Here is a 26,181-nt window from a genome sequence, read left to right as displayed (position 1 = left end):
GTCTGTTGCGGCATTTGCTTGCCGCGGCCTCAGGAACCGGATGTCCCCTTGACGCTGCCGCACAAGCCTGAGCATGTATGTTCCGACATTATACCGTGGCCCGGGGCTGTATCGCCAGCCCGAAATGCCCAAGCCGAGACAAGTGCCCAAATGCTGCTGCTGATCGACAACTACGACTCGTTTACTTACAACCTCGTACACTATTTAGGCGAACTTGGTGCCGAAATGGTCATTCGGCGGAATGATGCCCTGGATGTTCAGGAAGCCATGGCGATGAACCCGGCAGGCATCCTGCTGAGTCCTGGCCCCTGCGATCCCGATCAGGCGGGAATCTGTCTCGCCCTGACCGAAGCCGCAGCTGAGACGAAGACGCCGCTAATGGGCGTGTGTCTGGGCCACCAGACCATCGGACAGGCCTTTGGCGGCGATGTCATCCGCTGTCATGAGATCGTCCACGGCAAGATGGGCACTATGCACCACACCGGACAAGGTCTGTTTGCCGGGCTGCCCACGCCGTTCGAGGCGACCCGTTACCATTCACTGGTGGTCGATCCCAACACCCTGCCCGACTGCCTAGAGGTCACTGCAAAACTGGAAGATGGCACCATCATGGGCCTGCAGCACAAAGAGCTGCCCATCCACGGCGTTCAGTTCCATCCGGAATCCATCGCCTCCGAGCACGGCCACGCGCTGCTCAAGAATTTCCTGTCCGAGATGAAAGTTCCCGCATGAGCGACGCTCTGAAACCGCTGATCGGAGCCGCCGCCGACCGGCCTCTGACCCGCGACGAGGCCGAGCAGGCCTTTGGCATCCTGTTTGACGGCGAAGCCACGCCAAGCCAGATCGGTGGGTTGTTGATGGCAATGCGCACCCGCGGTGAAACGGTCGCCGAGTATGCCGCCGCCGCCGCCGTGATGCGCGCGAAGTGCAACGCAGTCAAAGCGCCCGCGGGTGCCATGGATATCGTCGGCACCGGGGGTGACGGCAAGGGTACGCTGAACATCTCGACAGCTACGGCCTTTGTTGTGGCTGGCGCCGGTGTGACTGTGGCCAAACATGGTAACCGCAATCTCAGCTCGAAATCCGGGGCGGCAGACGCTTTGGGGCAGCTGGGCATCAACGTGATGGTCGGTCCGGAAGTTGTTGAAAATGCTTTGAATGAGGTCGGCATCGGCTTCATGATGGCGCCAATGCACCACCCGGCCATTGCACATGTCATGCCATCTCGGCAAGAGCTCGGCACCCGCACGATTTTCAACATCCTTGGGCCCCTCACCAACCCGGCCGGTGTCAAACGCCAACTGACCGGGGCCTTCAGCCGCGACCTTATCCGGCCGATGGCGGAAACGCTGGGCCTGCTTGGTTCGGACCGCGCATGGCTGGTGCACGGATCGGATGGCACCGACGAACTGACCATCACCGGCATCAGTTGGGTCGCCGCGCTTGAAGACGGCATTGTCAAAGAGGTTGAGCTTCATCCCGAAGACGCTGGCCTGCCGGTGCATCCGTTCGAGGACATCCTCGGCGGCACGCCCGAAGAAAACGCGGTTGCTTTCCGCGCGCTGCTGGACGGGCAGCCCTCGGCCTATCGCGACGCAGTGCTGCTGAACTCTGCCGCCGCTCTGGTGGTTGCAGACGCAGCTACCGACCTAAAGGACGGGGTTGCCAAAGCCGTCGAAAGCATAGACAGCGGAAAAGCCAAAGAAAAAATCGCCGCACTGGCCCAAAAGACTCAGGAGGCCGCATGACAGAGACGGTACTGGACAAGATCAAGGCCTATAAGCTGGAGGAAGTCGCCGCCGACAAGGCAGCGAAACCTCTGGACCTTCTGGAGGGTGAAGCAAGGTTTGCCTCTGAGGTGCGCGGCTTTGCTGCCGCCCTGCAAGCCGCAACGCGCAAGGGTTATGGTCTGATTGCCGAGGTTAAGAAAGCCAGCCCCTCCAAAGGCCTGATCCGCCCGGATTTCGATCCACCTGCACTGGCCAAGGCCTATGAAGATGGCGGCGCAGCCTGCCTTTCGGTGCTGACCGACACGCCCAGTTTCCAAGGTGCAAAAGAATATCTGACCGAAGCCCGCGCAGCCACGTCGCTGCCCGCGCTGCGCAAAGATTTCATGTACGACCCCTATCAGGTGATCGAAGCGCGCGCGTTGGGTGCGGATTGCATTCTGATCATCATGGCCTCGGTCGAGGACAGTCAGGCCGCCGAGCTGGAGCAGACCGCATTTGACTGGGGCATGGACGTTCTGATCGAAGTTCATGACGAGGCCGAGCTGGAGCGCGCGACGCAGTTGAAAAGCCCTCTGATCGGGATAAACAACCGGAACCTCAAAACCTTCGAGACCTCGCTTGACACCACACGCAGGTTGTCGAAGTTGGTTCCGGGCGACAGGACCATCGTATGTGAAAGCGGTCTGAGCAAGCCCGAAGATCTGGCGGATATCGCCCGCTATGGCGCGCGTTGTTTCCTGATCGGTGAAAGTCTGATGCGTCAGGACGATGTCACCGCTGCGACACGTCAACTGCTGGCAAACCCGCTGATTCCCGGAGTGATGTGATGCCCCTGACCCATTTCGACGCTCAGGGACAGGCGCATATGGTCGACGTGTCGGACAAGGCCGTGACCGATCGTGTGGCAGTTGCTGCCGCCCATATCAAAATGGCGCAAGAGACCTTTGAGCTGATCTCTGAAGGCCGGGCCAAGAAGGGTGACGTTCTGGGTGTGGCGCGGTTGGCCGGAATCATGGGGGCCAAGAAAACACCCGACCTGATCCCATTGTGCCACCCGCTTCCGGTGACCAAAGTGGCGGTTGAGCTGACACTGGACCCCGATCTGCCAGGCGTTCAGATCGAGGCAACCGTCAAGACTTCGGGCCAGACCGGGGTTGAGATGGAGGCGCTGACCGCGGTTTCCACCGCCGCGTTGACCGTTTACGACATGACCAAGGCTGTCGACAAAGCCATGGAGATCGGCGGGATCCGTGTTCTTCTGAAAGACGGTGGGAAATCAGGACGTTACGAGGCGAAATGATTACGGTCGAAGACGCCCGGGCACTACTGTTTGATCTTGTTTCTCCGCTAAACGGCGAAACGGTCCCGCTTGCTGAAACCGCTGGACGCGTGCTGGCGCAGGATGTCAGCGCAACCCGAAATCAGCCCCCCTTTGCCGCGTCTTCCATGGACGGTTATGCGCTGAAGTCGGCCGAGGTCGAACTGCACGCGATGTTCAAGGTCATCGGAGAATCCGCTGCCGGTCGTCGGTTCGAAGGCACCGTCGGGCCGGGCCAGGCGGTGCGTATCTTCACCGGCGCTCCGGTGCCCGAAGGTGCAGATTTCGTTGTTATTCAAGAAGATACCGAACGGCGCGGCGATCTTCTGACAATCACTGACGACCCCGGATCCAAAACCAACATCCGCCCCGCCGGTATCGATTTTCGAACCGGTACCCATATTTCGGCACCGCGCGTTTTGCGACCCGAGGACGTTGCGTTGATGGCGGCCATGAACATTCCGGCTGTCCCAGTTACGCGAAAACCCGTCGTTGCACTGATCTCGACCGGCGATGAATTGGTGATGCCGGGCGAAACACCCGGCCCGGATCAGATCATCGCCTCAAACACATTTGGCCTGAAAGCCCTGCTGGAAAACGCAGGTGCGCAGGTACGTGTCCTGCCAATTGCGCGTGATACCGTTGCCTCGCTTGAGACAGCGTTTGGGCTGGCAGAAGGTGCCGATCTGGTCGTAACCATCGGCGGCGCGTCGGTTGGTGAATATGATCTTGTCGCCGATGTCTCGCAGTCGCTGGGGATGGAGCGGTCTTTCTACAAGATCAGGATGCGCCCTGGGAAACCCCTCATGGCCGGTCGATTAGGCGATGCTGCGATGGTTGGTTTGCCGGGAAATCCCGTCAGTGCAATGGTTTGCGGCTATCTCTTCCTAATCCCGATGGTACGCCGCATGTTGGGTATCGAACAGGTCTTAGCCCCGTTTCAGCGCGCCCGCCTGGCCGAACCGATCGGCGAAAACGGCCCGCGCGAGCATTATATGCGCGCGATACTGGACCACACGGGCATTCGCGCGTGTGCGGATCAGGACAGCTCGCTGCTTAGTGTTTTGGCGCAAGCCAATGCCCTTTTGGTGCGCGAACCTCATGATCCGGCACGCCCCGCCGGGGATGAAGTGTTGTATCTGCCGATCTAGGTGGCGCTCAAATCCGTTGACACAAAACGTGAACATGCGTAGAACAAAAGAAAACGCATGACCGACGAGGTGTGAGCAATGCTGACCAAGAAACAGTTGGATTTGTTGGAATTCATCCACAAACGCGTTCAGGTGGACGGTGTTCCGCCCAGTTTCGATGAAATGAAGGCCGCGTTGGATTTGCGGTCGAAATCCGGCATCCATCGCCTGATCACTGCGCTGGAAGAACGCGGCTTTATCCGCCGCCTCGCCCACCGCGCCCGCGCGATTGAGATCGTCAAACTGCCAGAAAGCCTTGGCGGAGAACCCACGGCTGCCTTCAAGCCACGCGTGATCGAGGGCGACAGGCCCGAAGGTCCGCGTCCGGCGAATTTCGAACCGGTGACCGTGGACGCAATGGAATTGCCGGTGATGGGTCGCATCGCGGCAGGTGTTCCGATTGAGGCGATCAGCCATGTATCGCACCGCGTTGCTGTTCCGGGCAGCATGGTTTCGGGCAAAGGCGAGCACTACGCGCTGGAAGTTCGCGGAGATTCGATGATCGATGCGGGCATCAACGACGGCGATGTTGTAGTCATCCGTGAAACCAGAGTGGCGGATAACGGCGACATCGTTGTGGCGCTGGTCGAGGATCAGGAAGCTACGCTCAAACGGTTCTTTCGTCGAGGCAATGCCATCGCGCTCGAGGCGGCGAACCCCGCCTATGAAACCCGCGTTCTGCCCGAGGACAAGGTCAAGGTTCAAGGGCGGCTGGTTGGTCTGATCCGTAGCTACTGAGTGTGCTGAGAATGTTGGTCTCCGGACCTTTCCGGGGACCACAATCGATTGCCGATAGCCTCTCGGCTGGTCGTCACACCATCTTTCGACAAAGCCAGACTTCCGGTTTCTTTCAAGCGCTCCGGGTCGAAAAGGCCGCATTCTCCGGTCAGGTTCAGAGCAACCGCTGAAACCACGATTTGGTTCTTTTTGCATTCCTCGAACCCGTGGGCCGCGCGTTTTCCTGTGATGTGGACCAGTTCCTTGCTTTGCCAGATATAACGTTGAATACCGCCCGCCTTGTCCGGCCATCGGCGGGCTGCTTTGACCTGATCCACGCCATCCCCATCGTTTTCCAACCAAACAGTCGCAATAAAACCGCTGCCTTTTTCCTTGCTGAGCGCGCGACCGCTTTCAGTCATGACACCGACCAGCCCGCCGGAATCTGCAATCAGAATGTCGGGCCTCTGCCCCTGCCCCCATAGCAGAAAAGCTGCTGCAATGGGGGCAATGCCAATCCATTTCGCCTGCCCGCGCCATAACGCCAACCACAAAGCTCCAAGGGCGAACATAGGCAAAACATAATGCGGGGGGCTGACGACAAAACCCTGCGCTCCGTCCAGACCCGAAACCTTGTCCGAGACGATCAGAATCCACCGCAGCCCCAGACCCATGACGTGTAACGCCAGCGCCTCCAGCCCGAACGGAGCCAACAACGCCGCGACAAAGGCCGCCGGCACCACGATCGTTCCCATAACCGGCACCGAGAGCATGTTGGCCAACAACCCATAGTGCGACATCGTGTTGAAATGCGCTGCCCCAATCGGTGCTGTCGCCAACCCTGCAATGGCCGACGACAAAAGCAGTCCGACCACTGGTTTCGTCCATTTCGGACCCGGTAACGGCCCATAATCCCGCAACTGGCCAAACACGGCGACAAGCGCAGTTGTTGCGGCAAACGACATCTGGAACCCGGGGCTTAACAGGGACTCAGGACGTAGGATCAGGACGATTAAGGCCGCAACAGCAACGACGCGAAGGGAAATCGCACGTCGGTCGATCAGGATCGCCCCCAACATGACGCTGGCCATAACAAACGCCCGCTCGGTAGCGACGTTGCCACCCGACAGCATCAGATAGATAACGGCCGCAACAAGCGCACAGAGCGCCGCCAGTTTGCGCACAGGAAATCGCAAAGCCACCGAGGGAATGGCAGATAGCGCCAACCGAAAAACCAGAAATACAAATCCGGTCAGCAGCCCCATATGCAATCCGGATATTGCCAACAAATGCGCAAGGTTTGAGGCACGCAGCGAATTCAGCGTCTTTTGCTCCATACCGCTGCGGTCGCCGGTTGTGACGGCAGCCGCGAACCCGCCGATCTCACCGGGCAAGATTGAGCGTACCCTGTCGGAAATCGCCATACGCCAAGCGGTGATGCGCACCCCCTTGGTCGCGTCCTCCGGCGGCGCGACCGTCATCACCGGGACCCGCGTGTACCCGACCGCGCCAAGGCGCTGAAACCAGGCGTGGCGGCGGAAATCGAACCCTCCGGGTTCCACCGGGCCTTGTGGCGGAGACAGATGGCCCGTGGTCATGATCCTTTGTCCTGGCGCTAGCGTGGCCGGGTCGCCATGTAAGGAAAGTCGAACGCGCTGCGGTCTGCGGTCCTCGGGTACATCCCTTAAGCGCACCTGGTCCAGCGTCACCCGCAACGCGTCCGAAGCAGAGCGGTCCATGGCTACGACCCGCCCCTCGACCGGGCCGTAATAGCGCCAGGACAGAACCGGCTCTGCGACTGAGTGGGCCCGTGCACCGGCAAGCATAAAACCTGCCGCGATCAACGCCCCCCCTATTGCCAACGCAGCCCAACCGGTCCGCATCTTGCGGCCGGCCCAGACTAAAGCCACGATCAGCGCCAGCAGACACGAGTACACCTGCCAGTCCGGTTCGAACCGGAGGCTGAAGTACAGACCAATACCGACAGCCAGACATACCGGTGACCACTGGAACAAATACCCTGTCTGGTTCAGCAATGCGGCGTCGACCCTTGCCAGAACACGCATGGTTGCCCCCGTCCTTCGGGCTCGTTAGACAGGCGCCAAACTATGCCAGACACGGTTACCAAAAGGTTAATCCACACAATGTCCGATCAGGTCGTCACACGTTTCGCCCCCTCGCCCACTGGTTTTTTGCATATCGGCGGCGCCCGTACAGCGCTGTTTAACTGGCTTTATGCCCGCGGGCGCGGTGGAAAGTTCCTGCTTCGGATTGAGGACACCGACCGCGAGCGCTCCACCCCCGAGGCGACTGCAGCAATCCTGCAGGGTATGGAGTGGCTGGGTTTGGATCATGATGGCGACGTGATCAGCCAGTTTGAAGGGGCCGCGCGCCATGCCGAAGTCGCGCATCAACTGTTGGCGGAAGGCAAGGCATACAAGTGCTTTTCGTCGCAGGATGAAATCGCCGAATTCCGCGAAAAGGCCCGGGCCGAGGGCAAGTCGACCTTGTTCCGCAGCCCCTGGCGTGAGGCCGACCCGGCGACCCATCCGGACGCGCCCTTTGTGATCCGCATCAAGGCCCCGCAAGACGGTGTGACTGTGATCCACGATCAGGTGCAAGGCGACGTGACCATTCGCAACGACCAGTTGGACGACATGATCCTGCTACGCTCGGACGGGACTCCGGTCTATATGCTGGCCGTGGTTGTGGACGATCACGACATGGGCGTGACCCACGTAATCCGGGGCGATGACCACCTGAACAACGCCGCCCGTCAGATGATGATCTATGAGGCAATGGACTGGGACGTGCCGGTCTGGGCCCATATCCCGCTGATTCACGGTCCGGACGGCAAGAAACTGTCGAAACGCCACGGTGCATTGGGCGCTCAGGAATACCAGGCGATGGGATACCCTGCCGCAGGTATGCGCAACTATCTGGCCCGTCTCGGCTGGAGCCACGGCGACGACGAATTCTTTACTGACGAACAGGCCAAAGAGTGGTTCGATCTGGACGGAATTGGTAAAAGTCCTGCCCGTTTTGACTTGAAAAAGCTCGAAAATCTCTGCGGACAGCATATTGCGATTTCCGACGATGCCGCACTGCGGCAGGAAATCGAAGCCTATCTGGACGCGGCGGAACTTCCAGCTCTGACTTCCACACAATCGAGTGATCTTGAACGTGCGATGTATTGTCTTAAGGACCGCGCGCGCACCTTCCCGGAACTCCTTGAAAAAGCACATTTTGCCTTGATTTCTCGGCCCATTCAGCAAGACGAGAAGGCCGCCAAGGCGCTACAATCTGTATCCGACGGTATACTGAAAGAATTGACGCCGCACGTGCAAAATGCTAGCTGGTCGCGGAACGAACTGGAGGAGGCCCTCAACGCCTTTGCTGAGGCACAGGGGATCAAGTTTGGCAAATTGGCCGGTCCGCTCAGGGCTGTACTGGCAGGACGAGCCGTAACACCTTCGGTTTTTGACATGATGCTTGTGCTGGGGCGCGAAGAAACCCTGGCGCGGCTATCCGACGCAGCAAACTAATCCTGGGTTCATATTCAGGTAACGCTGCTCCGCTACGACCCGGTTAGCACACCCGTGTGTTACCGCCGAACGCATAGCCGATCACTCTTTCGGCGCGCGCATGAACGAGGAAGGGACAAAAATGACCGACAACAAAACAGCCACTCTGAAAGTCCATGGGGAAACTTACGAGTTGCCGGTTCATTCGCCAACCGCGGGACCAGACGTAATCGACATCCGCAAGCTCTATGGTCAGGCTGGCGTATTTACTTACGACCCCGGCTTCACGTCGACCGCCAGCTGCGACAGCACCATCACTTATATCGATGGTGAAAAGGGCGAGCTGCTGCACCGTGGCTATCCGATCGACCAACTGGCCGAGAAATCTCACTTCCTCGAAGTTTGCTACCTGCTGCTGTACGGAGAGCTGCCTGTCGCCAAGGATCTGGAAAAGTTCGAGACCACGATCACCAAGCACACGATGCTGCACGAGCAGATGCAGTATTTCTATCGCGGATTCCGTCGTGACGCACACCCGATGGCAATCATGGTTGGCGTTGTGGGCGCCATGTCGGCCTTCTATCACGATTCGACCGACATTTCAGACCCGCGCCAGCGCGAAATCGCTTCGCACCGTCTGATCGCCAAGATGCCGACCATCGCGGCCTGGGCTTACAAGTATCACACAGGTCAGCCCTTCGTGTATCCGCGCAACGATCTGGACTATGCATCGAACTTCCTGCGTATGTGCTTCAGCGTCCCGGCCGAAGAATATGAGGTCAACCCGATCCTCAGCCGCGCGATGGACCGCATCTTTACCCTGCACGCGGATCACGAGCAGAACGCGTCGACGTCGACCGTGCGTCTGGCGTCGTCTTCAGGCGCGAACCCGTTTGCCTGTATCGCTGCTGGCATTGCCTGCCTGTGGGGACCGGCCCACGGTGGTGCAAACCAAGCCTGTCTTGAGATGCTAGAAGAGATCGGCTCGGTCGATCGCATCCCTGAATACATCGCCCGTGCCAAGGACAAAGACGATCCGTTCCGCCTGATGGGCTTTGGCCACCGCGTCTATAAGAACTTCGACCCGCGCGCCAAGGTGATGAAGCAATCGGCAGACGAAGTGCTGGATTTGCTGGGTATCGAGGACAATCCGAAACTGCAGGTCGCTAAAGAGCTGGAACGCGAAGCTCTGGAGGATCCGTATTTCGCCGAGAAGAAACTGTTCCCGAATGTGGACTTCTACTCGGGCATCATCCTCGAGGCGATGGGATTCCCGACCTCGATGTTCACCCCGATCTTTGCGCTGTCGCGCACTGTTGGCTGGGTGAGCCAGTGGAAAGAAATGATCGCCGATCCTCAGAACAAAATTGGTCGTCCGCGCCAGCTCTATCTGGGCGAAACCTTGCGCGATTATGTCGACATCGAAAAACGCTGATCACCGCGATTGAACACCAAAGCCCCGGACCTTCCCCCGGGGCTTTTTGTTATAGGAAACTCAACTGATCCCCGATCTGGACCGGGCGCGCGAACAAATCGCATCGCAACGGCGGCGTGCGGATCGCCAGCCCCAGACGCTTTACCGCCAAGGAGAAACGCTTGGCTATCAACTCCGCATACTCGCCTTCGCCGCGCATCCGGTGGCCCCATCGAGGATCATAGTCTCTGCCTCCGTGCATTTCGCGCAGTTTGGACATGACCTTTTCGGCACGCTCGGGTTCATGATCTTGCAGCCAGCGTTGCCACAACTCCGACACTTCGCGCGGCAGGCGTAACATGATCCAGCTGGCCGCATCGGCGCCTGCGTCCCTGCCCGCCTCAAGCAGATGTTCCAGTTCATGGTCCGTCAAACCGGGAATCACCGGAGAAGTCATGACCCGCACCGGGACGCCCGCCTCGGTCAGGCGACGAATGATGGCTAACCTTCGCCGCGGCGACGGTGCGCGCGGCTCCATCCGCCGGGACAGATCGGCATTCAACGTGGTCAGAGAAATCCCAACGCGCACCAATCCCTTAGCAGCCATGGGCGCTAGAATATCCAAATCCCGTTCGATCAACGCACCTTTGGTGACAATGCCGATCGGGTGGTGGAAGTCCCTCAGGATCGATAGGCAATCCCTTGTAATTTCGTTGCTTTTCTCAATCGGCTGATATGGGTCTGTATTTGTTCCCAAAGCGATAGTTGCGACTTTGTACCCTTTGGACGACAGCTCTTTGCGCAGAATATCCGCCGCATTCGGTCGGGCGATCAGACGAGTTTCAAAATCCAGCCCTGGCGACAATCCAAGATAGGCGTGGGTCGGACGCGCAAAGCAATAGACGCAACCATGTTCGCAACCGCGATACGGGTTGATCGAGCGATCAAATGGCAGATCCGGCGAGCGGTTATATGTGATAAGGCTGCGCGCGACCTCATCCCTGACATCGGTACGCAGCGGCGGGAGATCCTCTTCAAGTTCCCAGCCGTCGTCGCAGGGCACGGCGTCGAATTGCTCGAACCGGCCCGCTGTATTTGTGACGGCTCCCCGGCCCCGGATATGCGGTGCTGTCATTTTGTTCCCTATATGTTCTCATGTCGTACATACAGATGATCGCGCGACCCGGCAAGCAGACCTTAGAGTTTCTCTTTTTTTCAACCAATTGCGCGTTGCAAAGTCGGTCGGCAATAAAATGAACGGAATGCAGGATCATCTTGCAGAAAATTCCGTCGAGCCCGCAAAAAATATGACGTATAGGTCGGTCTCGAAACCACTGAGGTCGCAATCGTCACAGCCAAACTGCGGCGATTTGGCCAAAACGGCAAAAATGCCACCACGGGCCTAAGGCCCGCAAAGCTCAGGGAAGCGCCTCATGTCCGACGAAGAAGACATCGTCCTGTCCGAACTCAACGACGAAGAGCTTGTCGAACAAATGTTCGACGATCTTTACGACGGCCTGAAAGAAGAGATCGAAGAAGGTACGAACATCCTGCTGGAACGCGGATGGACCCCCTACGACATCCTGACCAAAGCTCTGGTCGGTGGTATGACCGTTGTGGGCCACGATTTCCGTGACGGCATCCTGTTCGTCCCCGAAGTTCTGCTGGCCGCAAACGCGATGAAGGGTGGTATGTCCATCCTCAAGCCGCTGCTGGCTGAAACCGGCGCACCACGCGTTGGCAAGATGGTCATCGGCACCGTTAAGGGCGACATCCACGACATCGGCAAGAACCTTGTTTCGATGATGATGGAAGGCGCCGGCTTTGAAGTTGTCGACATCGGCATCAACAACCCGGTCGAAAACTATCTGGAAGCACTGGAAACCGAAAAGCCCGACATTTTGGGCATGTCGGCCCTGCTGACCACGACCATGCCCTACATGAAGGTCGTGATCGACACCATGGTCGAGCAAGGCCTGCGCGAAGAGTACATCGTTCTGGTCGGCGGCGCGCCGCTGAATGAAGAGTTCGGCAAAGCGATCGGTGCCGACGGTTACTGCCGAGACGCCGCTGTGGCCGTGGAAATGGCCAAGGACTTCGTCTCGCGCAAGCACAACCAACTGGCCGGTTGATCGGACACGTAAAAATGTTCAGGGGCCGTCCGGTTATCGGGCGGCCCTTTTTTGTTTCCGCAGGCCACACTATCTGTCGCATAGCTTCCGAGGGGGTACCCAATGCAGCAGGACAAATTGCCGGACGACGCCAGCCTGACCACCAAGGGCTACGCTTCTGATACGCAGGGGCAGATTCTACTGTTGGCCTGTGGCGCGCTCGCACGTGAAATTCTGGACCTGAAGCAGCGAAACGGCTGGGATCACATGGCCCTGACCTGCCTGCCCGCAATTCTGCACGTCCACCCGGAAAGGATCACTCAGGCGGTACAGGACGCAGTGGCCAAGCACCGCGATCAGTATGATCAGATCTTTGTCGTCTATGCCGATTGCGGCACGGGTGGTCTGCTGGAGCAAGCCTGCAAAGAGCTGGGCGTTGAGATGGTCAAGGGCCCTCACTGTTATTCCTTCTTCGAAGGGAATCAGGCCTTTGAGGCCCGCGGTGAAGATGAGACCACCGCCTTTTATCTGACCGATTTTCTGGCGCGGCAGTTCGATGCCTTTGTTTGGAAGCCCCTTGGCCTCGACCGGCACCCAGAACTGCGTGACATGTACTTTGGTAATTACACCAAATTGATCTACCAGGCGCAGATCGACGATCCGGACCTGACCGCCCGTGCCCGTGAATGCGCGGAGCGAATGGGGCTGGAGTTCGAACGCCGTTTTACCGGCTATGGCGATCTGGAATCTACGTTGACGGACTGGGCTACCCGCAAACCGGCGGGCTGATCCGCGTCAGGCGTTTTCCTGCGCGACGTCGCGGATGCGTTCGATCATCGCGCGCAGCCCATTCGAACGCTGCGCCGACAGGTGATCGTTCAGGCCCAGACGCGCCAGTTCACCACCTGCGTCCACCTTGGGAACCTCGCCAACCGGCAGGCCGTTATACAGCGACCGCAGAACCGCAATCAGCCCACGCACGATCAGCGCGTCGCTGTCACCGTCAAACCGAAAAACGCCGGCCTCGATGATCGGGTGCAGCCAGACCTGACTGGCACAGCCATGAACCTTGGTCGCCGGCACCTTGAGCGCGTCGTCCAGCGGCTCCATCGCTTTGCCCTGATCGATCACATGGCGATACCGGTCTTCCCAGTCCTCCAGAAACTCGAAATCCTCGACGATTTCCTCAAAGGCAGGCGTGGCCATTTTGCGGCAGTCCTTTTGTTGCGATCACATCTGTGACCTATGCCGCCGACCTGCGCCTGTCCACCCCCAAGCGTGGCTTTTCAAACAGAGGAATTTGCGGTAACCCATTGCTGGAATTACTGCTCTGGACGTCTGTACCATGAAAAAATCGTTTACTGTTCTTCTGGTCGCCGCCCTGACCGTCTCTGCCTGTGGCAACTGGGGGGACTCGCGGGCCAACCCGTCCAACTGGTTTGGATCAAGCACACCGGCTGATCCGACAGAAACGTCGCCCGATGATGCCGATGCGCTGATTCCGGAACAAAGGGAAGGCGGCGGGCTGTTCTCACGAGCCGACCCCGTGGACACCAGCGTTCCGATCGCCAGAATTGACGAGTTACGGATCGATCCAACGCCGGGTGGCGCAATTGTCTACGTGGCGGGCACCGCAGCGCGGCAAGGGGCTTATAACGCTCAGCTTGTGCGCACTGAGAGTGAAGAGAACGAAAAGAACGGCGTTCTGGAATTCACCTTCCGCGTGAATTACCCCAACAAGGCGACCAATCAAGGCACCGAGCGGTCACGCATGGTATCTGACGCCATCAACATCAGCCAAAAAGAATTGGAAAGCACTCGTCTGGTGCGGGTCGTAGGAGGGCAGAACGCTTTGGAGTCCCGTCGCCGGTAACCCGCGTTAAAGGGACACGACCTCGACGTTCTGGCCCTTAGCGGCCAGTGCGATCTTGCCTTCGCAAAGCTTCAGCGCATCTTCTCCGAACACCTCGAACCGCCAGCCAGACATGGAGGGCAACTCGCGCTCGCCCGCTGCAATCTGGTCCAGTTCCGAACTGGTGGCGATCAACTTGGCGGCCACGCCCGAGCTTTCGGTCTTTGACTTCAACAACACCCGTAGCAAGTCCGCCAGTGCCGGGTTCACCTTCAGCTTGTCACGGCTGTTATCCACACGCGGCAATTGATCCGATGGGCAGTTTACGCCCTTCTTCACCGCGGCCAGAATCCCTTCGGCAATCGCGCCCTTGCGTGCCTCGCGCAACAGCAGGCGCGAGCCCCCCAGATCAGACGGCGATTTCGGCTTGGTCGAGGCCAACTCGATCAGAGCGTCATCCTTGAACACACGGCTGCGCGGGACGTTGTTTTCCTGCGCGTAAGCCTCACGGAACTGCGCCAGCTCGCGCACGACTGCCAGGAACTTGGCCGAATTCGTCCGGGTTTTTACACGCTTCCACGCATCTTCGGGGCGAATATCATAGGTCTGCGACTGGGTCAGCGCGCGCAGCTCCTCGGCCACCCAATGGCTGCGCTTCGTTTTCTTCAATTGCGCCGCAAGGTATTCATAAATCTGGCGCAGATGAGTCACATCGGCCAAAGCATAGGTCTTTTGCGCCTCGGACAAAGGCCGCCGGGACCAGTCGGTAAAGCGCGAGGTCTTATCGACCCCCTGCTTGCAGATCTTTCGCACCAGCGTCTCATATCCGACCTGCTCACCAAAGCCGCAGACCATCGCCGCAACTTGTGTGTCGAACAACGGTGTCGGGAAAACGCTCGCCTCGACCCAGAAGATTTCAAGATCCTGACGGGCGGCGTGGAATACCTTGACCACGTTTTCATTGCCGAACAGCTCATACAGCGGAGCCAGAGACAACCCATCGGCCAGCGGATCAACCAGAACCGCGCTGTCCTCATCCTCGGACGGGACAGCCAACTGAATCAGGCAAAGTTTCGAATAATAAGTCCGTTCGCGCAGAAACTCAGTATCTACGGTGACATAGTCATATTCCGCCGCGGCCTTGCAGAAATCGGCCAGCTCTTGCGTCGTTGTCAGGGTTTTCATGCGCGGTGCTGTTCTTGCTCTTGTTATCTAAGGCTGATCATCTTGTCCGTACCCAGCCGTAGTGCAGACCATAGGCCGATTATAACATATGTGTAAATCACCCTGAGACGTTCAGGGCAGCAACACCGGAGTCCGATCCTCACTGGCGTAACGGCGCAACACTGCGGGATAGAGTTTGTGTTCCCAAACCAGCACGCGGGAGGCCAGGTCTTCGGGCGTGTCACCGGGTTCGATGCTCACGCGAGCCTGCCCGAGGATCGGGCCGTCATCCAGCGCCGCCGTCACCTCATGCACCGAACATCCGTGCTCCTCGTCCCCGGCCTCGATGGCGCGGGCATGGGTGTTGAGCCCTTTGTATTTCGGCAGCAGCGAAGGGTGAATGTTCAGCATCCGCCCCTGAAAGCGTGAGACGAAATCGCCTGTCAGAACCCGCATGAAGCCGGCAAGGCAGACGATGTCCGGCTGGGCCTGTTCCAGCGGTTTCAGCAGTTCAGCCTCGAACGCAGCGCGGTCGCCCCCGAACGGGCGGTGATCCACCGAAGCAGTCGCGATACCGCGCGCGGCGGCCTTTTTCAGCCCGCCGGCTTCAGCGTCATTAGACAGCACCAGACAAGGGCGCGCCGGGTGATCTCCAACCATGCTGTCGACCAGCGACACCATATTGGACCCGCCCCCCGAGATCAGGATAGCGACGCGCTTGTGGCTCACAGCAGTTGGCCCGAATAAGCCATGCCGGGTGTGTCGGTGACGGTGCCCAGACGTGAGACTGTCTCGCCTGCTTCGGCTAGCAGAGCGGTCAATTCGTCGGCGCGACCCTCGGCGCAGACGACAATCATGCCGATGCCGCAATTGAAGGTCTTCAGCATCTCGGCCTCGGCGATCCCACCGGTTTCGGCCATCCAGCGGAAGACGGGCGGCAGATCCCAAGCGTTCAGGTCGATCTCAGCACCCAACCCCTCGGGCAGGACACGTGGCAGGTTTTCCGTCAGACCACCGCCGGTGATATGGGCCAGCGCGTGCACGCCCCCCGCCCGGATCGCCTGCAGCGCAGGTTTGACATACAACCGAGTCGGGGTCAGCAGAGCCTCACCCAGTGTGCCCTCGCCAAAAGGCGATGCGGCATCCCAGCCCAGCCCCGACATCTCAACCAGTTTGCGCACCAGCGAATAGCCGTTGGAATGCACCCCGTTCGAGGCCAGACCCAGCAGAACATCGCCCTGCTGAACGCCCGCTGGCAGATGCGCACCACGCTCCATCGCGCCGACCGAGAACCCGGCCAAATCGAAGTCACCATCGGGGTACATGCCCGGCATCTCGGCCGTCTCACCACCGATCAGCGCACACCCGGACTGAACGCAGCCCTCGGCAATGCCTTCGACGATCCGCGCGGCGGTGTCGGTGTCCAGCTTGCCAGTGGCAAAATAATCCAGGAAAAACAGCGGCTCGGCGCCCTGACAGATCAGGTCGTTGACGCACATCGCGACCAGATCGATACCGACGCCATCCACCACACCGGTATCAATGGCGATCCGCAACTTGGTCCCCACACCATCGGTCGCACCCACCAGAATCGGGTCTTGATACCCGGCATCTTTCAGATCGAAAAGGGCACCGAACCCGCCCAGCCCGCTCATCACGCCCGAGCGGTTGGTGCGCTTGGCCGCGGGCTTGATCCGGTCGACCAGAGCGTTCCCCGCATCAATATCAACGCCTGCATCGGCATAGGTGATTCCGTTCTTGCCCGTCGTCATGGCCAGCCCCTTATGAATGGTTCCCGCGCGGGTTATTCGATTGTGGCCCACGTTGCAACGGTCAGGCTTGACGCGGGCGTTCACCGTGATACTCAAAGCGCTCAGGCGGGCCTGTAGCTCAATTGGTTAGAGCAGAGCGCTCATAACGCTTTGGTTGCGGGTTCAAGTCCTGCCGGGCCTACCAAATCTCCGCCTCTCCCGATTTTTCTCCTCCCTGTGAAGCTGCATCCGGTCTTGCACTGTTTTCCCAAATCGCTTTCTTCTTGAACCCAGTGGCAAAGCACGAGGTCAAAAGGACATGGTTGAGACGATCCAGCCCCCGACCCGCCTTGTCGTCATCGTCGCGCCCAGCTTCAACATGTCGGCCACGATGGGCCTCATCGACCCTTTCCGGGCGGCCAACTATCTGGACGGACGATCCTATTTCAAATGGGAGTTTGCGTCGGAAGCCGGGGGCTTTTGTGTGGCCAGCAACGGCGCCGGAATCGAAACACAAGCTCTAGTTGATCTCGGTACCGAGCCGCCGAACATCGCCATCGTCTCGACCAGTTGGAACCCCGAAAGGCACCTGACCGACAGGCTTGGCAGCGTCTTGCGACAGTGGGCCCGGTCAGGTGCTACGCTGGGCGCGCTGGACACGGGTGCCTTTATTCTGGCGCAGGCCGGGTTGTTGAAGGGTAGGCGCGCGACCGTTCACTACGAACATATCGACGCTTTTCAAGAGCTCTACCCGGACATCGAAGTGCTCGAGAACCTGTATGCGCTGGATGGCAACCGGATCACCTGCTGCGGTGGTGGTGCCTCGGTGGATTTTGCGCTGCAGATCGTACAAGGGATTCACGGCAGCGCGTTAGCCAATGCGGCCGCGCGCTACATCTTTCACGACCGTCTCCGCGGTCCGGCCGCCATGCAACAGCCGGAAGGCAGCGAACCGTTGGGCGCCCTCGTGCCGGCCACCCTGAAAACAGCAATTCAGGTGATGGAGGCTCATCTGGAAGACCCCCTGCCCATCCCCGAGATTTGTAGTCTGGTCGGCATATCGCACCGCCAACTCGACCGGTTGTTTGCAGCCTACATCAAGAAAACGCCTGCCCTGTATTACCGCGATATCAGGCTGGACCGGGCGCGCGGGCTGGTGACGCAGACCGAACTGCCGATAGCGCAGGTTGCAATGGCGTCTGGCTTTGCCAGTCAGGTCCATTTCAGTCGGGCTTACAAAGACCGCTTCGGCCTACCGCCCAGTCAGGACCGAACCGAGGGTCGTGTGCCGTTCGAATACCGTGCCTGGCCGATGCACCGGAAGCCCAAAGCCTGACACTTTGGTGTGGCGTGAATAGTTAAACTGATGGCGCAAAAAGTTAAGCTCGACAGTGCGTTTCCGGGGAACATAGTTTTCAGCAAGCCAACTCGCCGGGTCAGTCCCTGGCGACTTTTGTGGAGCCCTGAAAATGAGCGCGCTACCAACCAAAGAGCAATTCGATCGGATTTCCGATGGGTTCAGCCCTGACCCGTTCAACACCCAATCCCTGAAAGCCGACGCCTATGTGGACCCAGCGTGGCACCAGGTGGACCTGAACGAGATACTCGCCAAAACGTGGCAATGGGTGTGTCACGTCGAAAAGCTGCGCACGCCCGGATCTTATGTAACCGTCGAAATCGCCAATCGCCCCGTTGTCGTGGTGCGCGACCGCGAGGGCACGCTGCGCGCCTTTTACAACGTCTGCAAACATCGCGCCCACCACCTTTTGTCTGGTGAGGGCGAAACGACCCGCATCATGTGCCCCTATCACGCCTGGGTCTACAAGCTGGACGGGCAACTGGTACGCGCACCCGAAACCGAAAACCTGACCAGCTTCAACACCAAGGACATCTGTCTGGATCAGGTGCAGGTCGAAGAGTTCGCGGGATTCATCTACGTCAATCTCGACCCTGACGCGCGGCCTCTGCGGGAGGTTTCTGGCAACCTAGATACCGAAATCCGCCACTGGGCTCCGGATATCGAGAACCTGACATTTGGCCACCGCCTGACCTATGACATCAAGTCGAACTGGAAGAACGTAGTCGACAATTTCCTTGAGTGCTACCACTGCCCAACTGCGCACAAGGATTTCTGCGACCTTGTGGACATGGACACTTACAAGGTGACCACGTACGGCATCTACTCCAGCCACATGGCCGAAGCAGGTAAAGGTGCGAACACCGCCTATGATGTCTCGAACGCCACCGTGCGGACCCACGCAGTTTGGTGGCTGTGGCCCACAACCTGTCTGATGCGCTATCCGGGGCGGTCGTCGATGATCGTGCTGAACATCATTCCGATTGGCCCCGACCGGACGCTGGAAACCTATGACTTCTTCCTAGAAACCCCTGAACCGGACGAGGCAGAACTGGAGGCGATCCGGTATCTCGACGAGGTTCTGCAACGCGAAGATATCGACATCGTCGAAAGCGTGCAGCGCGGCATGAGCACGCCTGCCTTCACCCAAGGGCGCATCGTGCATGACCCGAACGGTTCCGGCAAATCGGAACATGCCGTGCATCACTTCCACGGGCTGGTGCTGGACGCCTACGCGCAGGCGGCACCGTGACACGGCCGAATATCGTTGTGGTTATGGCCGACCAACTGGCGCCGCATTTCTGCGGTGCTTACGGCCATCCAACTGTGAAAACGCCTCATATGGATGGCTTGGCTGCGCGCGGGATGCGGTTTGATGCAGCTTATTGTAATTCACCGCTTTGCGCGCCGTCGCGGTTTGCCTTCATGTCGGGGCAACTGATCAGTCGGATCGCGGCCTATGACAATGCCAGTGAGTTCCGCGCCTCGGTCCCGACCTTTGCGCACTACCTGCAGGCGTTGGGCTATCGCACATGCCTGTCGGGCAAAATGCACTTCGTCGGCCCAGACCAAAAACATGGCTTTCAGGATCGCGTGACAACCGACATCTACCCATCGGACTTTGCCTGGACACCAGATTGGGAGGCCCCGGACGAGCGCATCGACAAGTGGTACCACAACATGCAGACGGTCAAGGAAAGCGGCGAAGCAATCGCCACCTTTCAAACCGACTATGATGACGAGGTTGAATTTGCCGCGCGCCGCTGGCTGATCGACCGTGGGCGCGACCGGGCAGCTGGGGATGAGGCCCCGTTCTGCATGATCGCCAGTTTCATCCACCCGCACGACCCCTATGTCGCCAAGCCAGAATGGTGGAATCTGTACTCAGACACAGACGTGCCGATGCCGGAATTCACCCTGACACCCGAGGAACAGGACCCGTTCTCGCGCCGGGTGATGGACGGGATTGAGGCCAGCTATGTCCCCCTGACCGAAGAGGAGGTCCGTCGCGCCCGCCGCGCCTATCTGGCAAATGTCAGTTACTTCGACAGCAAACTGGGCGCGATGGTCAAAACGCTTGATGAAATCGGAGAGCTGGACAACACCATCATCATCGTCACTGCTGATCACGGCGACATGCTGGGCGAGCGTGGACTGTGGTACAAAATGAACTTCTTTGAGCACTCTGCCCGCGTGCCGCTGATCATGGCTGGCCCCGGTGTGGCGCAAGGCACGGCGTCGAACGCCTGTTCCTTGCTCGATCTGCTGCCGACCTTCGTCGAGATTGCTGGGGGCAACGAAGCCATGTTCGGTGAGCCGATAGACGGACGCTCCCTAATGCCACTGGCGCGCGGTGAGGCAGATCCGGCCGATGAAGCCATCGGCGAATACTGCGCCGAGATGACGCCCTACCCGGTTTTCATGATCCGCAGCGGCACATTGAAATACATCCACTGCGATCCGGACCCACCACAGCTTTACGATCTGTCCATTGATCCGCTGGAAAAAGTGAATCGGGCGACAGACCCGGACTACGTAGATCAGGCCGCACACTTCGCCGCCCGCGTTGCGAAGCGATGGGACAGTGAGAAGCTTCGCACCGACGTGATCGCCACGCAAAAATCCCGGCGCGCTCTGCATGCTGCAATGGAGGCCAATCCGGGGGAAAGCTGGGATTACAATCCGCCACGCGATGCCTCTCAGGATTATGTTCGCAATCACATGGACTGGACCGTTGCGGCCAAACGCTACCGCTATCCGCCTTTGAAGGAGACCAACAAATGATGCTGAAAAGCAAAACCGCGCTTGTTACTGGCGGTCGCGGAGGGATTGGGCGCGCGATCGTGGGCCGGTTTTTGCGCGAAGGGGCGCAGGTCTATGCCGCCGATCTAACGCCCGAAGGGTCACTGGCCGCGCATGACGATGACGGCAGCATCTTTGTCAAACACGATGTGACACAGGAAGAGGACGCCATTGCGGCGATGGAGCAGGTTAGCTCAGATACCGGTAAGCTGGACATTCTGGTCAACGCTGCCGGGATCGAGATCGAGAAGACCATCGAAGAAACTACGCTGGAAGAATGGAATCTGTCCTTTGCAGTCAACGCCACCGGTACATTCCTGACCTCGAAACACGCGCTGCCCTTGATGAGGAAGGCGGCCAAGGGCGGTACGGCCTCGATCATCAATTTCGGCAGCTATGACGGGTTCATCGCCGACCCCGGCCTTGCCGCCTATTGCGCCACAAAAGGCGCGGTTCATGCGCTGACCAAAGCGATGGCCTGCGATCACGGCCCCGAAGGTATTCGCGTGAATGCGATCTGCCCCGGCTATGTCGACACCCCCATGTTGCAGAGCTTTTTCACCGGTGACGGCTCAGGCGGTGGCGGCAAAACCATTGACCAGCTTCAGCAAGCCGTGCGCGATGTGCACCCGATGCGCACCTATGGAACGCCGGACGACATCGCCAATCTGGTCAACTGGCTGGCCTCAGACGAGGCGCGTTATGCCAGCGGACAGCTTTGGGTTCTGGACGGCGGGCTGAGCGCGCAGGTTCAGCAGATGAAACTATGAGAGTTCCGGGCTGATGGGGGGAGACATGCAGACAAAAATGCTGATCAACGGAGAGATGGTCGCAGGCAATGGCGAACTTCTCTCGGTATTGGACCCGGCGACCGGAGGAACCGTCGCGCAGGTGCCTGAGGCCACGCCGGAACAGGTTGAGGCCGCAACACAAGCGGCACACGAGGCGTTTGAAACCTATCGCCTGAGCACGCCCGCCGAACGGGCCGGGTATCTGACCGCGATTGCCGAAGTGATCGAAGACAACATCGAGGAATTGGCCGAACTGGAAACGATGGACGTTGGCAAACCCTGGCCGATGGCTAGGGATGAGGAAATGCCGCTGACCATCGACACCTTCCGATTCATGGCCGGTGCTGCACGCACCATGACCGGATCCGTGGCCGGGGAATACGCAGCGGGCCATACTTCAATGATCCGCAAGGACCCGATTGGCCCTGTCGCCTCGATCGCGCCATGGAACTACCCGCTGATGATGGCCGCATGGAAGATCGCGGCTCCGCTGGCGGCGGGCTGCACTATTGTCATGAAACCGTCCGAGATCACTCCTTTGGCCACGTTAAGGCTGGCCGAGCTGCTGGCCGACGTTTTGCCCAAGGGCGTGTTGAATGTGGTGCACGGTCGGGGCACATCGGTTGGGGACACACTGATCAACGATCAACGGATCGAAGGTATTTCTGTCACCGGCTCACCCGCCACCGGGATGGCGGCCATGCGGGCGGCCTCGAACCAGATCCGACACGTGCACTTGGAACTTGGAGGCAAAGCTCCGGTCATTGTTTTCGACGACGCCGACATCGACGCAGTGGCGGAAACGATCCGCTATGGCTCTTTCTTCAATGCGGGTCAGGATTGCGCCCAACCTTGCCGCGTGATGGTACAGGACGGGGTTTACGACAAGCTTGTTGTAGCTATCTCAGATCAGGTCGGCCAGATCAGGGTCGGCGCGCCCAAGGCCGAGGGCACCGAAATGGGCCCCATCGTTTCGGCCACCCAAAGGGATCGTGTAGCGGGTTTCGTCGACCGCGCTCGCAGCAGTTGCGAGATCACCGTGGGCGGACAGATCACGGACGGCGCTGGATTTTTCTACCAACCGACCGTTGTGGCCAATGTCGATAACAATGCTGAGATCGCGTGCAGTGAAATCTTCGGCCCTGTCGTCACATTGTCGCGTTTCTCAGATGCGGATGAAGCCTTGAGGGTCGCGAACTCCGGGCGCTATGGTCTGGCCTCTTCGGTCTGGACCAAGGACGTCTCGAACGCGATGAAAATGACCGCTCAACTGCGCTACGGCATGACTTGGGTGAACACGCACGGGATGCCAGCGGCGGAAATGCCCTGGGCCGCGATGAAGGGGTCAGGCACCGGTTGCGACATGTCGGTCTATGCGCTGGATGCCTATACTTCAGTGCGGCATGTGATGGTGGCGCACTGATGCGGCTGGCTGGGAAACGCGCCCTTGTGACCGGTGGCCGCCAAGGCATCGGCCGCGGAATTGTCGAAGCCTTCCTACGCGAAGGTGCAGCCGTCACGACCTGCGGGCGCGGCCCAAGGCCCGAGGGGCTGGCGGACAGCATCACCTGGTATTCGCTGGATGTCACCGATGCCGAGGCCGTCGCTGATCTAGCTTACACGACGGACGGTACGGATATTCTGGTCAACAACGCAGGTGTGCAGGTTGAAAAGACAGTGACCGACAGTACGGACGCAGATTGGGAGGCAGTAATCGGCACCAATTGCCGGGGCGTTTTCAACATGTGCCGCGCCTACATTCCGCAGATGCCTGAAGGCGGATCAGTCATCAATATCGGCTCGATCTCGGGTCAGGTCGCCGACCCTTCGATGGCGTTGTACAACGCGTCAAAGGCGTTTGTGCATGGACTGACTCGGTCGATCGCTATCGACCATGGCCCCAAAATACGGTGCAACGCGATCTGCCCAGGCTGGATAGAAACCGGAATGCTGGACGCTGGTTTCGATCTGGCGGCCGACCCCAAGACTGCGCGGCGGGACGCTTTGGCCCGCCACGCCGCGCACCGGTTCGGCAAGCCTGAGGATATCGCCAGCATGGCCGTCTGGCTGGCCTCGGACGAGTCCGGGTTTGCCACCGGCCAGTTGTTCACTTTGGATGGCGGCCTGACGGCGGCCTCTCCCCTCAATCCGGGACTGTTCTGATGGAGTTCTCACACACGGCCTGTTTGGGCGGCGGCACCATCGGTGCCAGTTGGGCGGCGTTGTTTCTGGCCTCAGGGCGTTCAGTAGCGATGTTCGACCCGGACCCGGGCGTTGAACGCAAGGTCCGGACCTATATCGAAACCGCTTGGCCAACGATGGCCGAGCTTGGGCTGACCATCCAGGGCACGCCCGAAGCCATCACGTTTCACACCAGCGCGGCCAAGGCGGTTGAAGGTGCCGGATTCGTACAGGAAAACGTTCCCGAACGCCTGCCGATCAAACACGCTACATTTGCCGAGGTTGAGCCTGCTCTGACCCCCGGTGCTATTGTCGCCAGCTCTGCCTCGGGACTAACCCTCAGCCAGATGCAGCCGGGATGGAACGACCCGTCACGGTTCGTCCTGGGCCACCCGTTCAACCCACCGCATCTGATCCCTCTGGTCGAGGTATTGGGCAACGAACATACTGCCGATGGTGTGGTTGACGCGGCTGAGCGCTTCTATCAGGCGGTTGGCAAAACAACGATCCGCCTGCACAAAGAGGTGCCCGGCCATGTCGCCAACCGGCTTCAGGCGGCGATCTGGCGCGAGGCGATCAGCCTTGTGGTTTCGGGCGTCGCCTCGGTCGAGGATGTGGACAAGGCCGTCTGGGCCGGACCCGGACTGCGCTGGGCGGCCATGGGGCCAACCATGCTGTTCAACCTCGGCGCTGGAGACGGCGGGTTGCAGGCCTTCTGCGATCATTTCTCGGACACGTTCAACGGTTGGTGGGACGATTTGGGACAGGTCCACCTGACAGAAGAGGTCACCCGCGTACTGACGCAAGGGGTCGAAGCTGAAGCCGCAGGAAAGTCCCCGACCGAACTGGCCCAGACGCGGGACGCCCTGATCGTTGCAATGCAAAAATCGGTCGCTGGACTTCGGTGACCACGACCTCAGCGCCCGATGATGATATCTGCGCAGAGGCCGCCCAGACGTTCGCTCTTGCTCAGGCGCAGCACGCCGCCATGGGCGCGCGCAATATCGGATACGATAGCAAGGCCCAGCCCGACGCCCGTGCCCTGATTCTGATTGCGTGCCGGGTCGAGGCGCGAAAAGGGTTTCACCGCCTCTGACCGCTGATCAGGCGGAATACCCGGCCCGTCATCCTCGACCCGAATCCGCACGGATTTCGGCGTAATTGACAAGCTGACATCGGCGCGTTTGCCGTATCGCACAGCATTCCCGATCAGGTTCTCAACCGCGCGCCGAATGGCGGTGGGACGCAGCATGGCAGTTCCCTCTCCGTCGACCGAGATGAGATCAGCCGCATACCCTGCCCTGCCCGCATCTTTGACGATCTGCTGCAACAGGGCTTTGGGATCGACAGTTTCCGGCGATCCTTCGGCGGCACCGCGAGAGAATTCAAGGAAAGCATCCAGTAGCAACTGCATCTCATCGACGTCCTGTTGCAAGGGTGCGGCCTCATCCTCGGGCAGCATGGACAAGCCCAGTTTCAGGCGGGTCAGAGGAGTTCTAAGGTCGTGACTCACCCCCGACAGCATCATTGTGCGCTGCTCCATCTGGCGCTCGATACGGGCGCGCATGTCCAGAAAGGCACTGCCCGCCGCGCGCACCTCAATAGCGCCGCCGGGCGAATACGGCACCACTCGCCCCCGCCCAAAGGCCTGCGCGGCTTCGGCCAGTCGGGTGATCGGACGCAGTTGATTGCGCATATATAGAAACGAAATCGAAGTCATGATGATCGCAAAAAACAGCATCGTCACGATCAACTGATGCGGCGCCACCGGCGACAGGCGCCGTCGATCAAAGGTCAGTTGCAACAGGCCTAGATCGGTCTGCATGTAAACGCGTGCCTCTTGCCCGCTGGGCAAAGCAACCGCTGCAAGGTCGGGCAACAGGGCGCGTAGATCCGCCTCGACCTGTGGTGCGATGAAGTCATACCAGCGGCGATGCCCGATCATCGGCTCTTCGCTAGTATCCAGAAATCGCGCGTTCATATCCAACGCCAGCAAATCGGGCCGGACAGCGGCCAACGCCTGTTGCTGCGTCTCGGTCTCATTCACCGCATCAACCACCAGCATGACCTCGCGCGAGGCTGCCCGGGTCATTTGCGCAGTTACATCCTCTAGGTGCTTTTGCAGGAACGCGACGCCGACTACCAAAAGCAGGACGACCACTGGCAGAACCAGTATCAGCGCAGCACGGGCATAGAGGCTGCGCGGCATATAGGGTTTGAGCCATTGCGCGGACATGCGCTAAACCTAACGGGCTGTTACGACAAGAGAAAGAGCGCAG

General features: G+C 59.4%; 25 protein-coding genes and 1 tRNA gene. 19 read left to right on the top strand and 7 right to left on the bottom strand.

Features of this window, described 5'->3' with window-relative positions; genetic code table 11:
• The first annotated feature begins 150 nt into the window (after positions 1-150).
• From ACXAGD_RS06880 to lexA, 6 genes are all read left to right on the top strand, one after another.
• On the top strand, positions 151-732 hold the full coding sequence (locus ACXAGD_RS06880) for an anthranilate synthase component II (RefSeq protein WP_475209243.1): 582 nt from the start codon (positions 151-153) through the stop codon (positions 730-732).
• The gene (gene trpD, locus ACXAGD_RS06875) at positions 729-1,748 is read left to right on the top strand and encodes an anthranilate phosphoribosyltransferase (RefSeq protein ID WP_475209242.1); all 1,020 of its coding nucleotides are present in this window, start codon (positions 729-731) and stop codon (positions 1,746-1,748) included. The genes ACXAGD_RS06880 and trpD overlap by 4 nt, the downstream gene beginning before the upstream one ends.
• Positions 1,745-2,557 carry an indole-3-glycerol phosphate synthase TrpC gene (gene trpC / locus ACXAGD_RS06870; protein WP_475209241.1) on the top strand — a complete coding sequence of 271 codons (813 nt, stop codon included), beginning with the start codon at positions 1,745-1,747 and terminating at the stop codon, positions 2,555-2,557. Before trpD ends, trpC begins: the two co-directional genes overlap by 4 nt.
• Positions 2,557-3,030, top strand: a complete 474-nt coding sequence (moaC, locus tag ACXAGD_RS06865) for a cyclic pyranopterin monophosphate synthase MoaC (RefSeq protein WP_475209240.1) — start codon at positions 2,557-2,559, stop codon at positions 3,028-3,030. Before trpC ends, moaC begins: the two co-directional genes overlap by 1 nt.
• Positions 3,027-4,199 carry a molybdopterin molybdotransferase MoeA gene (locus ACXAGD_RS06860; protein WP_475209239.1) on the top strand — a complete coding sequence of 391 codons (1,173 nt, stop codon included), beginning with the start codon at positions 3,027-3,029 and terminating at the stop codon, positions 4,197-4,199. Before moaC ends, ACXAGD_RS06860 begins: the two co-directional genes overlap by 4 nt.
• Before the next feature lie 78 nt (positions 4,200-4,277).
• Positions 4,278-4,976 (top strand): transcriptional repressor LexA, encoded by a 699-nt coding sequence (gene lexA, locus ACXAGD_RS06855; protein WP_475209238.1) that lies wholly within the window; start codon positions 4,278-4,280, stop codon positions 4,974-4,976.
• On the opposite strand, the gene ACXAGD_RS06850 is transcribed toward lexA, so the two are convergent.
• On the bottom strand, positions 4,970-7,021 hold the full coding sequence (locus ACXAGD_RS06850; protein ID WP_475209237.1) for a ComEC/Rec2 family competence protein: 2,052 nt from the start codon (positions 7,019-7,021) through the stop codon (positions 4,970-4,972). The genes lexA and ACXAGD_RS06850 overlap by 7 nt on opposite strands.
• A 78-nt stretch (positions 7,022-7,099) precedes the next feature.
• Between ACXAGD_RS06850 and gltX the strand changes: the two genes are divergently transcribed.
• Both gltX and gltA read left to right on the top strand, forming a co-directional pair.
• Complete coding sequence (gene gltX / locus ACXAGD_RS06845) at positions 7,100-8,500, top strand: glutamate--tRNA ligase (protein WP_475212518.1); 1,401 nt, start codon at positions 7,100-7,102, stop codon at positions 8,498-8,500.
• Positions 8,501-8,621: 121 nt separating this feature from the next.
• Positions 8,622-9,914, top strand: a complete 1,293-nt coding sequence (gltA, locus tag ACXAGD_RS06840; RefSeq protein WP_475209236.1) for a citrate synthase — start codon at positions 8,622-8,624, stop codon at positions 9,912-9,914.
• 49 nt (positions 9,915-9,963) lie between these two features.
• Here gltA and ACXAGD_RS06835 read toward each other — a convergent pair whose 3' ends face one another.
• Positions 9,964-11,028 carry a PA0069 family radical SAM protein gene (locus tag ACXAGD_RS06835; RefSeq protein ID WP_475209235.1) on the bottom strand — a complete coding sequence of 355 codons (1,065 nt, stop codon included), beginning with the start codon at positions 11,026-11,028 and terminating at the stop codon, positions 9,964-9,966.
• Positions 11,029-11,326: 298 nt separating this feature from the next.
• Here ACXAGD_RS06835 and ACXAGD_RS06830 point away from each other — a divergent pair, with 298 nt between their 5' ends.
• The gene (locus ACXAGD_RS06830) at positions 11,327-12,025 is read left to right on the top strand and encodes a corrinoid protein (protein ID WP_475209234.1); all 699 of its coding nucleotides are present in this window, start codon (positions 11,327-11,329) and stop codon (positions 12,023-12,025) included.
• A gap of 102 nt (positions 12,026-12,127) precedes the next feature.
• Positions 12,128-12,793, top strand: a complete 666-nt coding sequence (locus tag ACXAGD_RS06825) for a DUF1638 domain-containing protein (RefSeq protein WP_475209233.1) — start codon at positions 12,128-12,130, stop codon at positions 12,791-12,793.
• 6 nt (positions 12,794-12,799) lie between these two features.
• Here ACXAGD_RS06825 and ACXAGD_RS06820 read toward each other — a convergent pair whose 3' ends face one another.
• The gene (locus ACXAGD_RS06820) at positions 12,800-13,210 is read right to left on the bottom strand and encodes a SufE family protein (protein ID WP_475209232.1); all 411 of its coding nucleotides are present in this window, start codon (positions 13,208-13,210) and stop codon (positions 12,800-12,802) included.
• 139 nt (positions 13,211-13,349) lie between these two features.
• Here ACXAGD_RS06820 and ACXAGD_RS06815 point away from each other — a divergent pair, with 139 nt between their 5' ends.
• On the top strand, positions 13,350-13,877 hold the full coding sequence (locus ACXAGD_RS06815; protein WP_475209231.1) for a hypothetical protein: 528 nt from the start codon (positions 13,350-13,352) through the stop codon (positions 13,875-13,877).
• A gap of 6 nt (positions 13,878-13,883) precedes the next feature.
• On the opposite strand, the gene rnd is transcribed toward ACXAGD_RS06815, so the two are convergent.
• The 3 genes from rnd to purM all read right to left on the bottom strand — a co-directional run bounded on the left by rnd (position 13,884) and on the right by purM (position 16,792).
• Positions 13,884-15,041, bottom strand: a complete 1,158-nt coding sequence (rnd, locus tag ACXAGD_RS06810) for a ribonuclease D (RefSeq protein WP_475209230.1) — start codon at positions 15,039-15,041, stop codon at positions 13,884-13,886.
• Between the two features lie 111 nt (positions 15,042-15,152).
• Entirely contained in the window at positions 15,153-15,749 is a 597-nt protein-coding gene (gene purN, locus ACXAGD_RS06805) for a phosphoribosylglycinamide formyltransferase (protein WP_475209229.1), read from the bottom strand.
• Positions 15,746-16,792, bottom strand: coding sequence for a phosphoribosylformylglycinamidine cyclo-ligase (purM, locus tag ACXAGD_RS06800; RefSeq protein WP_475209228.1), 1,047 nt, complete (start codon positions 16,790-16,792; stop codon positions 15,746-15,748). The genes purN and purM overlap by 4 nt, the downstream gene beginning before the upstream one ends.
• A 107-nt stretch (positions 16,793-16,899) precedes the next feature.
• Between purM and ACXAGD_RS06795 the strand changes: the two genes are divergently transcribed.
• The 8 genes from ACXAGD_RS06795 (at position 16,900) to ACXAGD_RS06760 (ending at position 24,810) form a co-directional block, all read left to right on the top strand.
• Positions 16,900-16,976, top strand: a tRNA-Ile gene (locus ACXAGD_RS06795).
• 114 nt (positions 16,977-17,090) lie between these two features.
• Positions 17,091-18,107: a GlxA family transcriptional regulator gene (locus tag ACXAGD_RS06790; RefSeq protein ID WP_475209227.1), complete on the top strand. Its 1,017-nt coding sequence runs from the start codon at positions 17,091-17,093 to the stop codon at positions 18,105-18,107.
• A 133-nt stretch (positions 18,108-18,240) separates the two neighbouring features.
• Positions 18,241-19,380, top strand: a complete 1,140-nt coding sequence (locus tag ACXAGD_RS06785) for an aromatic ring-hydroxylating oxygenase subunit alpha (protein WP_475209226.1) — start codon at positions 18,241-18,243, stop codon at positions 19,378-19,380.
• Positions 19,377-20,912 carry a choline-sulfatase gene (gene betC / locus ACXAGD_RS06780; protein WP_475209225.1) on the top strand — a complete coding sequence of 512 codons (1,536 nt, stop codon included), beginning with the start codon at positions 19,377-19,379 and terminating at the stop codon, positions 20,910-20,912. The genes ACXAGD_RS06785 and betC overlap by 4 nt, the downstream gene beginning before the upstream one ends.
• Entirely contained in the window at positions 20,909-21,700 is a 792-nt protein-coding gene (locus tag ACXAGD_RS06775) for an SDR family NAD(P)-dependent oxidoreductase (RefSeq protein WP_475209224.1), read from the top strand. Before betC ends, ACXAGD_RS06775 begins: the two co-directional genes overlap by 4 nt.
• 25 nt (positions 21,701-21,725) lie before the next feature.
• Positions 21,726-23,144 (top strand): gamma-aminobutyraldehyde dehydrogenase, encoded by a 1,419-nt coding sequence (locus ACXAGD_RS06770; protein WP_475209223.1) that lies wholly within the window; start codon positions 21,726-21,728, stop codon positions 23,142-23,144.
• On the top strand, positions 23,144-23,884 hold the full coding sequence (locus tag ACXAGD_RS06765; RefSeq protein ID WP_475209222.1) for an SDR family NAD(P)-dependent oxidoreductase: 741 nt from the start codon (positions 23,144-23,146) through the stop codon (positions 23,882-23,884). The genes ACXAGD_RS06770 and ACXAGD_RS06765 overlap by 1 nt, the downstream gene beginning before the upstream one ends.
• A complete protein-coding gene (locus ACXAGD_RS06760) occupies positions 23,884-24,810 on the top strand; it encodes a 3-hydroxyacyl-CoA dehydrogenase NAD-binding domain-containing protein (protein WP_475209221.1) in 927 nt (308 codons plus the stop codon). The genes ACXAGD_RS06765 and ACXAGD_RS06760 overlap by 1 nt, the downstream gene beginning before the upstream one ends.
• An 8-nt stretch (positions 24,811-24,818) precedes the next feature.
• Here ACXAGD_RS06760 and ACXAGD_RS06755 read toward each other — a convergent pair whose 3' ends face one another.
• Positions 24,819-26,138: an ATP-binding protein gene (locus ACXAGD_RS06755; protein WP_475209220.1), complete on the bottom strand. Its 1,320-nt coding sequence runs from the start codon at positions 26,136-26,138 to the stop codon at positions 24,819-24,821.
• Between the last annotated feature and the right edge of the window lie 43 nt (positions 26,139-26,181).

The organism is Ruegeria sp. ABF4_144 (assembly GCF_056160045.1).
Note: the sequence above shows the minus strand (reverse complement) of the source record. Positions and strands in the feature narration are given on the sequence as shown.

Coding starts and splice junctions, on each gene's coding strand:
- ACXAGD_RS06880 (WP_475209243.1), top strand. CDS start 151: ATGCTGCTGCTGATCGACAACTACGACTCGTTTACTTACAACCTCGTA.
- trpD (WP_475209242.1), top strand. CDS start 729: ATGAGCGACGCTCTGAAACCGCTGATCGGAGCCGCCGCCGACCGGCCT.
- trpC (WP_475209241.1), top strand. CDS start 1,745: ATGACAGAGACGGTACTGGACAAGATCAAGGCCTATAAGCTGGAGGAA.
- moaC (WP_475209240.1), top strand. CDS start 2,557: ATGCCCCTGACCCATTTCGACGCTCAGGGACAGGCGCATATGGTCGAC.
- ACXAGD_RS06860 (WP_475209239.1), top strand. CDS start 3,027: ATGATTACGGTCGAAGACGCCCGGGCACTACTGTTTGATCTTGTTTCT.
- lexA (WP_475209238.1), top strand. CDS start 4,278: ATGCTGACCAAGAAACAGTTGGATTTGTTGGAATTCATCCACAAACGC.
- ACXAGD_RS06850 (WP_475209237.1), bottom strand. CDS start 7,021: ATGCGTGTTCTGGCAAGGGTCGACGCCGCATTGCTGAACCAGACAGGG.
- gltX (WP_475212518.1), top strand. CDS start 7,100: ATGTCCGATCAGGTCGTCACACGTTTCGCCCCCTCGCCCACTGGTTTT.
- gltA (WP_475209236.1), top strand. CDS start 8,622: ATGACCGACAACAAAACAGCCACTCTGAAAGTCCATGGGGAAACTTAC.
- ACXAGD_RS06835 (WP_475209235.1), bottom strand. CDS start 11,028: ATGACAGCACCGCATATCCGGGGCCGGGGAGCCGTCACAAATACAGCG.
- ACXAGD_RS06830 (WP_475209234.1), top strand. CDS start 11,327: ATGTCCGACGAAGAAGACATCGTCCTGTCCGAACTCAACGACGAAGAG.
- ACXAGD_RS06825 (WP_475209233.1), top strand. CDS start 12,128: ATGCAGCAGGACAAATTGCCGGACGACGCCAGCCTGACCACCAAGGGC.
- ACXAGD_RS06820 (WP_475209232.1), bottom strand. CDS start 13,210: ATGGCCACGCCTGCCTTTGAGGAAATCGTCGAGGATTTCGAGTTTCTG.
- ACXAGD_RS06815 (WP_475209231.1), top strand. CDS start 13,350: ATGAAAAAATCGTTTACTGTTCTTCTGGTCGCCGCCCTGACCGTCTCT.
- rnd (WP_475209230.1), bottom strand. CDS start 15,041: ATGAAAACCCTGACAACGACGCAAGAGCTGGCCGATTTCTGCAAGGCC.
- purM (WP_475209228.1), bottom strand. CDS start 16,792: ATGACGACGGGCAAGAACGGAATCACCTATGCCGATGCAGGCGTTGAT.
- ACXAGD_RS06790 (WP_475209227.1), top strand. CDS start 17,091: ATGGTTGAGACGATCCAGCCCCCGACCCGCCTTGTCGTCATCGTCGCG.
- ACXAGD_RS06785 (WP_475209226.1), top strand. CDS start 18,241: ATGAGCGCGCTACCAACCAAAGAGCAATTCGATCGGATTTCCGATGGG.
- ACXAGD_RS06775 (WP_475209224.1), top strand. CDS start 20,909: ATGATGCTGAAAAGCAAAACCGCGCTTGTTACTGGCGGTCGCGGAGGG.
- ACXAGD_RS06770 (WP_475209223.1), top strand. CDS start 21,726: ATGCAGACAAAAATGCTGATCAACGGAGAGATGGTCGCAGGCAATGGC.
- ACXAGD_RS06765 (WP_475209222.1), top strand. CDS start 23,144: ATGCGGCTGGCTGGGAAACGCGCCCTTGTGACCGGTGGCCGCCAAGGC.
- ACXAGD_RS06760 (WP_475209221.1), top strand. CDS start 23,884: ATGGAGTTCTCACACACGGCCTGTTTGGGCGGCGGCACCATCGGTGCC.
- ACXAGD_RS06755 (WP_475209220.1), bottom strand. CDS start 26,138: ATGTCCGCGCAATGGCTCAAACCCTATATGCCGCGCAGCCTCTATGCC.